The organism is Streptomyces triticirhizae, from assembly GCF_003696235.1.
In the GTDB taxonomy this organism is placed as follows: Bacteria; Actinomycetota; Actinomycetes; order Streptomycetales; family Streptomycetaceae; genus Streptomyces; species Streptomyces triticirhizae.
Window position 1 is genome coordinate 1 of record NZ_RFFJ01000211.1, and the last position, 9,616, is coordinate 9,616.

7 protein-coding genes are annotated in these 9,616 nt (G+C 71.3%); 3 read left to right on the forward strand and 4 right to left on the reverse strand.

The annotated features are described in order from the left end of the window. The first annotated feature begins 718 nt into the window (after nucleotides 1-718). Nucleotides 719-3,238: an AAA family ATPase gene (locus tag EBN88_RS25500; RefSeq protein WP_122399409.1), complete on the forward strand. Its 2,520-nt coding sequence runs from the start codon at nucleotides 719-721 to the stop codon at nucleotides 3,236-3,238. A gap of 106 nt (nucleotides 3,239-3,344) precedes the next feature. Here the strand turns inward: EBN88_RS25500 and EBN88_RS25505 are convergent, their stop codons facing one another. Both EBN88_RS25505 and EBN88_RS25510 read right to left on the reverse strand, forming a co-directional pair. Next, on the reverse strand, nucleotides 3,345-3,581 hold the full coding sequence (locus EBN88_RS25505) for a ferredoxin (protein ID WP_122399410.1): 237 nt from the start codon (nucleotides 3,579-3,581) through the stop codon (nucleotides 3,345-3,347). 9 nt (nucleotides 3,582-3,590) lie between these two features. Further along, nucleotides 3,591-4,859, reverse strand: coding sequence for a cytochrome P450 (locus tag EBN88_RS25510; protein WP_122399411.1), 1,269 nt, complete (start codon nucleotides 4,857-4,859; stop codon nucleotides 3,591-3,593). A 513-nt stretch (nucleotides 4,860-5,372) separates the two neighbouring features. On the opposite strand from EBN88_RS25510, the gene EBN88_RS25515 reads away from it, so the two are divergent. Continuing rightward, the gene (locus tag EBN88_RS25515) at nucleotides 5,373-6,836 is read left to right on the forward strand and encodes an MFS transporter (RefSeq protein WP_122399412.1); all 1,464 of its coding nucleotides are present in this window, start codon (nucleotides 5,373-5,375) and stop codon (nucleotides 6,834-6,836) included. Between the two features lie 150 nt (nucleotides 6,837-6,986). Then, nucleotides 6,987-7,295: a hypothetical protein gene (locus EBN88_RS25520; protein WP_139666971.1), complete on the forward strand. Its 309-nt coding sequence runs from the start codon at nucleotides 6,987-6,989 to the stop codon at nucleotides 7,293-7,295. A 136-nt stretch (nucleotides 7,296-7,431) separates the two neighbouring features. Here the strand turns inward: EBN88_RS25520 and hflX are convergent, their stop codons facing one another. Further along, nucleotides 7,432-8,919 carry a GTPase HflX gene (gene hflX / locus EBN88_RS25525; protein ID WP_233580960.1) on the reverse strand — a complete coding sequence of 496 codons (1,488 nt, stop codon included), beginning with the start codon at nucleotides 8,917-8,919 and terminating at the stop codon, nucleotides 7,432-7,434. Between the two features lie 235 nt (nucleotides 8,920-9,154). Then, nucleotides 9,155-9,616: ACT domain-containing protein (locus EBN88_RS25530; RefSeq protein WP_147472840.1), on the reverse strand; the 462-nt coding region annotated here is incomplete at its 5' end.

The window sequence follows — 9,616 nt, forward strand, 5'->3', positions numbered from 1 at the left end:
GCCCCCGCGCGGGGGCGCGGCCGGCGCCGGCGGAACGCCGGTCCCTCGCCGTACACCCGCCCCGGGGCGACCGCGCCCCGGGGTTCGCGTCGCTCCGCCGGGCCGGCGCGGAGAGTCGGCGGGACGAGGTCACCGCACCAGGTCCCGTGCCGTGCGGCGCCGTTGACCAGCCGCGTGGGATACCCGTTCTCGGGCGCGGCACACCCCGGAGTGACGCTGCTCACGCGTCGCCGTGCGCCGGCCGGACATCCGCTGCGCGACCGCGCTACGCTCCCGCGCACGCCCCCTCCCCCACGTGCCGCCTTCGTCCCACCCGTTTCCCCACGCCGCCCCGAACCGGCGCACGCCCGCCAGGACACGGCTCCCCCACGCCCGTTCACCGTCGCCCCCATGCCCGATCCTGGCCGCAGAAGCCGCCTCCGTGCCCACATCTGACCGTTTCCATCGTTGGCCTGTTCGATGCTGGACGGCCGTAACACGAACCGCGTTACGGCGCGAGACATCTCAAACGTGGGATGGTGACCGACCGACGCTCTGCACAATGATCGGTCGAACAAGCGGAAGACAGACTGGCATTCGATGCAACGGGGAGTCGCGGCCAGACCTGACCGACTCGCCTCACGGGCGGACCGCTGCGGCCACCCTCCGGCGCGCGGTTCCGCCGTCCACTGGACTGTATCGATGACGGTCTCGGCCCGTCTCGAAACCGGGAGGCGTCGTGAAACTGTTGGAACGAGACTCCAATATTACACAGTTGAATTTTCTACTGGACAGGGTTGCCGGTGGAACGGGCCAGGTAGCCGTCGTCACCGGACCCGCGGGCGCCGGCAAGACCACCCTGATGTCGGCGTTCGCCGAGGAGGCCCGAGCGCGGGGTGTGCCCGTGGTGTTCACGGCGCTCTCGCCGTTCCGGCAGGGCCTGCACCAGGAGGCCGGTCTCGGCCCGGACCCGGGCGACGAGCCGCGCGTGCTGTGCGTCGACGACATCCACCACGCCGATCCGGAGGCGTTGTCCCTGATCACGCGGCTGGCCGTGGAGGCCGGCACCCGGCCGCTGCTGATGCTGCTCACGATGCGCCCGACCCGGCCGACCCACGAGGAGGTGCTGGCCGAACTGAACGGGCTGGCCCACTCCCGGCTTCTGCGGCTGCATCCGCTCACCCCCTACGCGATACGACAACTCGCCGAGGAATCCTTTGGGTTGAGCCTGAGTGACGCGGCGCTGGCGGAGGCGGGAACGCTGTCCGGCGGCAACACCGGGCTGCTGAAGGCGATCCTGATGGACTACCAGCAGTCGCTGGAGCGGCTCACCGGAACGCCGGGTCCCGCCGCCGGCCTGCCCGTGGGGCCCACCTATCGCAGCACCGTCCTCGACCACTACTTCCGGCTGGACACCGAGCTGCGCCGGGCCGCCCAGGGCATCGCGATCCTCGGGGAGTTCAGCACCCCGCGCAGCGCGGCCCAGGTCGCCGGGACCACCGTCGAGGTCATCGACCAGACGCTCCAGGTGCTCAACTCGGCCGGGCTGATGGAGAACAACCGCTTCCGGCACCGGGTGATCGAGGAGGCCGTCATCTCCACGATCCCCAGCGCCCAGGCGTCGGCGCTGCGCATCCGGGCCGCGAGCGCGCTGCGCGGCATGGGCGCGCCCGCGCTCGAGGTCGCCAGGCGGCTCATCGCGGCGGACGACGAGCATGTCCCCTGGTCGGACTCCCTGCTGCACGAGACCGTCATCCAGGCGATGGCCTGCAACGACCGACACCTCGCCGTCAGCGCCCTCCAGTTGGCGCTGCGCAGCACCTCGGAACCGGGCCGCCGCGCGGCGATCCTCACCAAGACGGCGCTGGTGCTCACCGCCTACGACCCCGAGCTGAGCTGCCAGTACTTCCACGAGGCCGGCGCTCTGGTACCCATGGTGGACCTGTGGGTGCACCATCCGACGGCCCTCGCCGACCAGATGATCCGCCGAGGCCACGCCGACGAGGCGCTGGAGATGCTCGCGGCCGCCCGGCGCAGGTCCGCGCGCGGTGAGCGTGCCGAACACCCGGAGTTCACGACGGCCCAACTGCTGGTCCTCGGCGAGTACCCCGCCCTGCTCGGGTCGGCGGGGGCCTCGGACCTGCCGCCCGAGTCCGAGGCGTCGGGCGGTGAACTGCCCGACCCGGCCGCCGCGTTACTCCGCGTCCTCACCTCCGGGCGGGCCGATCCCGAAACCGTGGCGGCCGCGTCCGACGCGCTGTACAGCACGCCGTTCAACGACGACACCGCGCCGTCGCTGTGCGCCGCGCTCGCGGCCCTGCTCTACTGCGGGGAACGCCCCCTGCTGCGCGGGTTCCTCGACCGGCTCCTCACGGAGGCGGAGTGGCAGCGGGCCCCGATGTTGCAGGCGCGGCTGCTGTCCATCCGGGCGGCGCTGGCGCTGGCCGAGGGCAGCCACTACGCCGCCCGGCAGGCCGCCGAGGCCGCGCTGGCGCTCGGCTCCCCGCAGGCGTTGGGGACCCGGATCGGCGGTCCGCTCGCCGCGCTGACGCTCAGCACCATCGCCACGGGGGACCTGGACCGGGCCAGGAAGTGTCTGGACCAGCCCGTTCCGCCGAAGTTATTCGAGTCGCGTCACGGGCTGCCCTATCTCTACGCCCGGGGACACCTGAGCCTCGTGGACGGCAGATCGGACGCGGCCCTGACCGACTTCCTGGCCTCCGGCCGACTGATGTCGGCGTGGGGCATCGACCACGAGTCGATCCTGCCGTGGCGGCTCGCGGCGGCGGGCGCGCTGCTCACCCGGGGCCGGCAGGAGGACGCGGTGCAGCTCATCGACCAGCGGTTGGACCGGCTGCTGGTCCGCGACCAGGAGACGGAAGGCGAGGGCGCCTCGAACGTCATCGACAGCGTGGAGCAGCACAACTCGGCCCGTGAGCACGTCTTCGCCGTGCTGACCGAGGCCGCGCAGGAGGGCCAGATGTTCGAGGCCGTGCGCAAGCTGACCATGCCGGGGCCACTGCCTCCGGTGGAGGCGAGTGCCGCCCGGTACCGGATCGAGGACCGCTTCTCGCACTACCTCAACAAGTTGACGCACTCGGAGCGCAAGGTGGCGATGCTGGCCGCGACGGGCAGCAGCAACCGCAAGATCGCCCGTTCGCTGTCGGTGACGATCAGCACCGTCGAGCAACACCTCACCCGGACCTACAAGAAGCTGGGTGTCACGGGGCGTCGCGAACTCCGCGCCAAGCTCGGCTGACAGGCGGCCTGCCCCGTCACGGTTCGGAGACGACGGGGCAGGCCGGGGTGGCGGACGCGTTGGCGCGCGGGGACGGGGCCGTGAAACCCCGCGCGCCGGCGGCGGGTCAGGGTGCGAGCGTGCGACCCGTCGCCTCGTCCGTCACGGTGATGGCGCCCACCGGGCAACACTCGGCGCAGTCGAGGACCGCCTCGTCGGGCGAGACGAGTTCGGCGCGGGCGCGGGCGGCGTGGCCGTCGCCCCAGTCGAAGAACGTGGGCGCGGCGGCGATGCAGGAGCCGCTGCCGATGCAGACGTCCTCGGCGACGGTGACCCGGTAGCGGGTCGCGGTCTTCTCATCCATGACGGTCCTTCACTGCGATGGCTGGCGTTGTTCCGGATCGCCGGGGGCGCTGCCGCCGCTGCCGGGTTCCGGCCCTGGCGGGTGCCCCGGCGGCCACCAGGTCACGGGCAGCTCGGCGAAGATGCGCGCCTGGCTGCCCCCCTGCCAGACCAGTTCCTCGGGCGAGACCGCCAGGCGCAGCTCGGGGAAGCGGCGCAGCAGGGTGCCGAGGCCGATCTGGAGTTCCGCGCGGGCGAGTTGGGCGCCCGGGCAGTGGTGCGGTCCGTGGCCGAAGGCGATGTGCGGGTTCGGAGAGCGGGTGATGTCGAGGTGTTCGGGGTCGGTGAAGACGCGGGGGTCGTGGTTGGCCGCCACCCGGGAGCCGAGGACGGGTTCCCCGGCGCGCACCACGATGCCGCCGAGTTCGACGTCCTCGCGGGCGTAGCGGGCGAAGATGGCCGCCTCGTCGTTCTTCCCGAACCGCAACAGCTCCTCGACCGCGCTGTTGATGAGGTCGGGGTCCTTGGTGAGCTTCTCCGCCTGGTCGGGCGTGGAGAGCAACAGGTAGGCGCCGTAGGAGATCTGGTTGGCGGTGCTGCCGTGGCCGGTGGCGAGCAACATCATGCCCAGCCGGGCCAGTTCGTCCCTGGATGTGCCCCCGTCGGCGCGGTAGGCGGCGACCAGGTCGCTCGGCAGGTCGTCGGCGGGGCGGGCGGCGCGCTGGTCCATCAGGTCGGCGACGTACCGCTCCAGGTTGGCGTACGACTCGGCTATCCGCTCGCCCGTCATGGACGTGGTGGCGGTCAGCGCCTTGGACCAGCCGGTGAACAGCGGCTGGTCCTCGGCCGGCACGCCGAACAGCTCCGCGATGACGGTGACGGGGAACGGCATCCCGAAGTGGCTCACCAGGTCCAACGGGGGACCAGCGGCGGCCATGGCGTCGATGAGGTCGTGGGCGATGCGCTGCATCCGGGGGCGGAGGCGGCGCACCTGGCGTTCGGTGAAGGCCCGCGCGGCGACCTTGCGCAGCCGGGTGTGCTCCGGCGGGTCCATGCCCATGATGTTGACGTCAGGCATCACGGGGAACACGCGCGGCTCGTCGTGCTCCTTGGCCAGGGCCCGGCTGAGGCGCGGGTCGGACATCACGGTTCTGACGTCCGCGTACCGGGTGGCGAACCATGCCTCCTCGCCGTAGGGCATTCTCGCCCGGGCCAACGGCTGTTGTTCCCTGAGTTCCGCATAGGCCGGGTTGAGCCGGGGCGGGCCCGCCTCATCGAGTGGATAGTCGATGGGTTCCATGGTGTGCTCCATTGAATTGCTGCCGAAGTCCGGCTTCTTGCAACCGGATTCCCGCCCGACGGAACACGGTGATCACGGCGAACACGGCTCGGGTGAAAACTACCGGCCTTCCGGAGTCGCGCAACCCCTACAAAACCCCTTTCGGAGCGGCGCCGACTTCGGGTGTTTTCGGGGGGATTCCGGCGCCGTCCGGGCCGGTTTTCCCGTGCCCCGCAAAGCGTCTCGCCTTCGCCATGAGCGGGCTATAGGCTCCGCCTCTCGCCGACCCGCGAACGCCCATCCGGGCCGCGTCGCGGGTCGAACACCCGCCCTACGAAAGGCCCTTCTCCGACAGGCCCGGGCATCCCGGTTGCGATCCGGAGAGTCCTCCCCGTATCGTGTCGACCGGGAACCGGGGAGCACTCTCCGATTCCGCGCGCACCACCCTCCGCACCGACACCGGCGCGACCAAGCGCACGCACCGACGAGACCCGCGTACCCATGAAGTCGCCTCACTGAAGGGGGCCAGGCGTCATGCCTGACAGTCAGGGAGCCACCAGTCCGGCCAAGGACACGGCCTCCACCATCACGCCGCACGCGACGGCCATCCTCACCATCATCCTGTGCGTCCAGTTACTGGATGCGATCGATATCACGGTCATGAACATGGCCGTGCCGAACATCCAGCAGGACTTCAGCATGTCCGTGACCACCCTGTCCTGGGTGCTCAACGGCTACACGCTGGCGTACGGCGGCCTGCTCCTCCTGGGCGGTCGCGTCGGTGACATCATCGGCCACCGGAAGGGGCTGATGATCGGCGTCACGGTCTTCACCCTCGCCTCCCTGGTCGGCGCGGTCGCCCAGGACTCCTGGATGCTGCTCGCCGCCCGTGCCATCCAGGGCGCCGGGGCGGCCATGACCGCGCCCTGCGCACTGGCCCTGATCGTCACGTCCTTCCGCACCGAGAAGGAACGCACCAAGGCGTTCGGCATCTCCGTCATGGCCCAGGGCCTCGGCTTCGCCGGCGGCCTGATCATCGGCGGAATGCTCACCGACCTGATCTCATGGCGTTCGGTGCTGTTCATCAACGTGCCGATCGGCATCGTGCTGCTGATCGCCACCCCCCGGTTCATCCCCGAATCGCCCGGGCGGCGCGGCAAGTTCGACTTCGGCGGCGCCCTCAGCGCCACCGTGGGCATGGGCTCCATCGTCTACGGATTCGTCCATGCCTCGGAGGAGGGATGGAGCGAGCCGTCGACGCTCGCGGCCTTCGCCGTCGGCGTGATCCTGCTGGGCACCCTGGTCGTGATCTCCACACGCCACTCCGAGCCGGTGCTCAACCTGAAGCTGCTCATCAACCGCAACCGAGGCGGCGGTTACCTCACCTTTGTCTGCTCCGGCGCGGCCCTGTTCGGGATGTTCTTCTTCCTGACCCAGTTCGTACAGGACGTGCTCGACATGCGCCCGTTGATGGCCGGCTTCGCCTTCCTGCCGATGGCCATCACCATGATGATCGCCCCTCGCTGGATCGCCCCGCCGGTGATCGAGCGCTTCGACGCCAAGACCGCGATGGTCACCGGCCTCGTGCTGGTTTTCGTCAGCATGGTGTGGCTGACCCAGGTCTCCGCGTCCACCGAGTACTGGTCGGGCATCCTCGGCCCGATGGCGCTCGCCGGCGTCGGCGTCGGAATGCTCAACCCACCGCTCATCGGAACGATCCTGTCCAGCGTCAAACCAACGGAGTCGGGCGCCGCCTCCGGCGTGCTCCAGACCATGGGCATGGTCGGCGGCTCCATCGGAACGGCCGTGCTGGTCACCATCTTCACCAGCGCCACCGACAGCCCGGACCCGGGCCTGGGGGCCAAGGAGATCCTCGCGGACGGCATCGGAGCCGCCTGCATCGGCGGCGCCGGCTTCGCCCTCGTCGGCCTCCTCCTCGTCATCGGGGTGATCCGCACGCCGAAGGAGGCGCCCGCGGCCAGCGAGGAGGCCGCCTAGGACCGAGGGCCAAGCGCCCATGCGCCTCCCGGCCCGTCACCACTCACGGTCAACCAACTCGCGGGCGGCGGGGAGAAGGCCAGCGAAGCCTTCTCCCCGCCGCCCCGCCCGCACGCCTGCCGCACCGAAAGCGAAGGGGGTTCCGGCCTCGTGTTCCTGACCAAGAGCGACATCTGGAGACGAGTGGCCGGCCTTCTGGTGTGCGCACTCGACGTCGACGAGCCCTGCACGGTCGACGCCGACTTCATCTCCGTCCTCCTGGACGACCTGACCGCGATCGCCGCCACCCCCGACCACCCCGTGACCGCCCTCGCCGAGGAACGCATCACCCATCTCATCGGCGCCTTCACGGCGGCCTTCATGTTCCTCGCGGAGGTCCACGACGGGACCGACCCCGAGACCCCGTCCCTGGAGGCGGCCCGAACCCTCGCGCTGACCTGGGCGGAGATGGACGTGTGACCCGTCACCCCTGATCACACGTCCCAGGCACCCGGCGGCCCCCACGCCGGGTGCACCCTCCGCCCACACCCGAGGGCTCCCTCCCCCGCGTGGGGGAGGGAGCCCTCGGGTCGGTCCGGGGCAAACCCCGGGTCGGTCAGGCCCTGGTCGCCGGGACGAAGGGCTCCAACAGCGCGCCCAACTCCGGGTGGACCCTGGCCTTGAGCAGGGTGCCCTCGCCGGTGTGCTCCTCGGAGAGCACCTCGCCCTCCTCGTGCACCCGGGAGACCAACGCCCCCTCGGTGTACGGGACGAGCGCCTCCAACTCGACCGAGGGATGCGGCAGTTCGTCCTCGATGAGGGCCAACAGCTCCTCCATCCCCAGGCCGGTGTGCGCGGAGACGGCGATGGCCCGCCGCTCGGTGCGCAACAGCCGCTGGAGGGTGACCTCGTCGGCCACGTCCGCCTTGTTGACCACGACGATCTCCGGCACGTCCCGCGCGCCCACGTCGTTGATCACCTCGCGGACGGCGGCCAGCTGCTCCTCCGGCGTCGGGTGCGAGCCGTCCACCACGTGCAGGATCAGGTCGGCGTCGGCGACCTCCTCCATCGTGGAGCGGAACGCCTCGACGAGGTGGTGCGGCAGATGGCGCACGAAGCCCACCGTGTCGGCGAGGGTGTAGGCCCGGCCGCCGGGCGTCTCGGCCCTGCGGACGGTCGGGTCGAGGGTGGCGAACAGCGCGTTCTCCACCAGGACGCCGGCGCCGGTGAGCCGGTTGAGCAGGGAGGACTTCCCCGCGTTGGTGTAGCCGGCGATGGCCACCGAGGGCACCTCGTTGCGGTGCCGCTCCTGGCGCTTGACGTCCCGCCCGACCTTCATCTGGGCGATCTCCCGGCGCATCTTCGCCATCTTCTCGCGAATCCGCCGCCGGTCGGTCTCGATCTTGGTCTCACCGGGACCACGGGTCGCCATCCCGCCGCCGCCGCTGGAACCGCCGCCGCCCATCTGCCGGGAGAGCGACTGACCCCAGCCGCGCAGCCGGGGCAGCATGTACTGCATCTGGGCCAGCGACACCTGCGCCTTGCCCTCGCGGGACTTGGCGTGCTGGGCGAAGATGTCCAGGATCAGGGCGGTGCGGTCCACCACCTTGACCTTGACGACGTCCTCCAGGTGAATCAGCTGCCCGGGGCTCAACTCACCGTCGCAGACCACCGTGTCGGCCGCCGTCTCGACGACCAGGTCGCGCAGCTCCTGGGCCTTGCCCGAGCCGATGTAGGTGGCCGGGTCCGGCCGGTCACGGCGCTGGATCACGCCGTCCAACACCTGGGCGCCGGCCGTCTCGGCGAGGGCGGCCAGCTCGGCCAGGGAGTTCTCCGCGTCCTGGGCGGTGCCCGAGGTCCAGACGCCCACCAACACCACGCGCTCCAGGCGCAGTTGGCGGTACTCGACCTCGGTGACGTCCTCCAGCTCGGTGGAGAGGCCGGCGACCCGCCGCAGCGCGGCGCGCTCCTCCCGCTCGAACTGCTCGCCGTCCCGGTCCTCGGAGAACTCGTCCCAGGCAACGTCCTCATCCATCAGGGCGTCGGCCCGGCGGTTCGCCGTGGTGTGGCGCTGGGTGTCCTGAGGAAGGGAAGAGAAGGTCAATGCGATCCTTAGGTTCGACTGGTCAGCCGGCCAGCGGGGACGCTGTGCGAGCTGAGGAACGTGGCTGCCCCGACAACGCCCGAGCGGCCCGGAAGATTCCCGTTCGACGCCGTCGGCGCCCCGGGTGTCCCCCCGCCATAGTGGCACGGCCATCCCCGCCTGGCACGGGATTAAGGGCCACGAACCCACCACGAACCCGGCCGTCGCCGGCCCTCCCGCCCGTTCCTCGGGGGGCTCAGGGATGCACGCGGACCGCGCGCGAAACGTCATACACGCCGGGTACCCGGCGCATGGCCCGCATCAACCTCGGCAGCCCGGAGGCATCGGGCAGGCGCAGCGTGTAGGTGTGGCGGACCCGCTGCTGGCGCGGCGGCTCGACCTCCGCGTGCACCACGGCGGCGCCGTGCTGGGCCAGGGCCTCCGTGAGGTCGGCCAGCAACTCGGGCCGGCCGAGCGCCTCGGCCTGGAGGGTGACCCGGCAGCCCACCGAGTCGGAACGCCAGCGGACCGCCAGCGCCGGCCGCCCGCCCTCGACCATCTCCACGGCCTTGGGGCACTCCTCGCGGTGCACGGTGACCGCGCCGCCCCGCACGGCGAAGCCGCAGGCGGCGTCCGGCGGGACCGGGGTGCAGCAGCGCGCCAGCCGCACCGGGGCCCCGGGCGCCCCCGGCACCACGGCGGCGGCCTCGCCGGCCAG

What these genes read in the sequence shown, in the direction of transcription:
- EBN88_RS25505 (WP_122399410.1), bottom strand. Translation starts at nt 3,581, where the DNA reads ATGGATGAGAAGACCGCGACCCGCTACCGGGTCACCGTCGCCGAGGAC.
- EBN88_RS25510 (WP_122399411.1), bottom strand. Translation starts at nt 4,859, where the DNA reads ATGGAACCCATCGACTATCCACTCGATGAGGCGGGCCCGCCCCGGCTC.
- EBN88_RS25515 (WP_122399412.1), top strand. Translation starts at nt 5,373, where the DNA reads ATGCCTGACAGTCAGGGAGCCACCAGTCCGGCCAAGGACACGGCCTCC.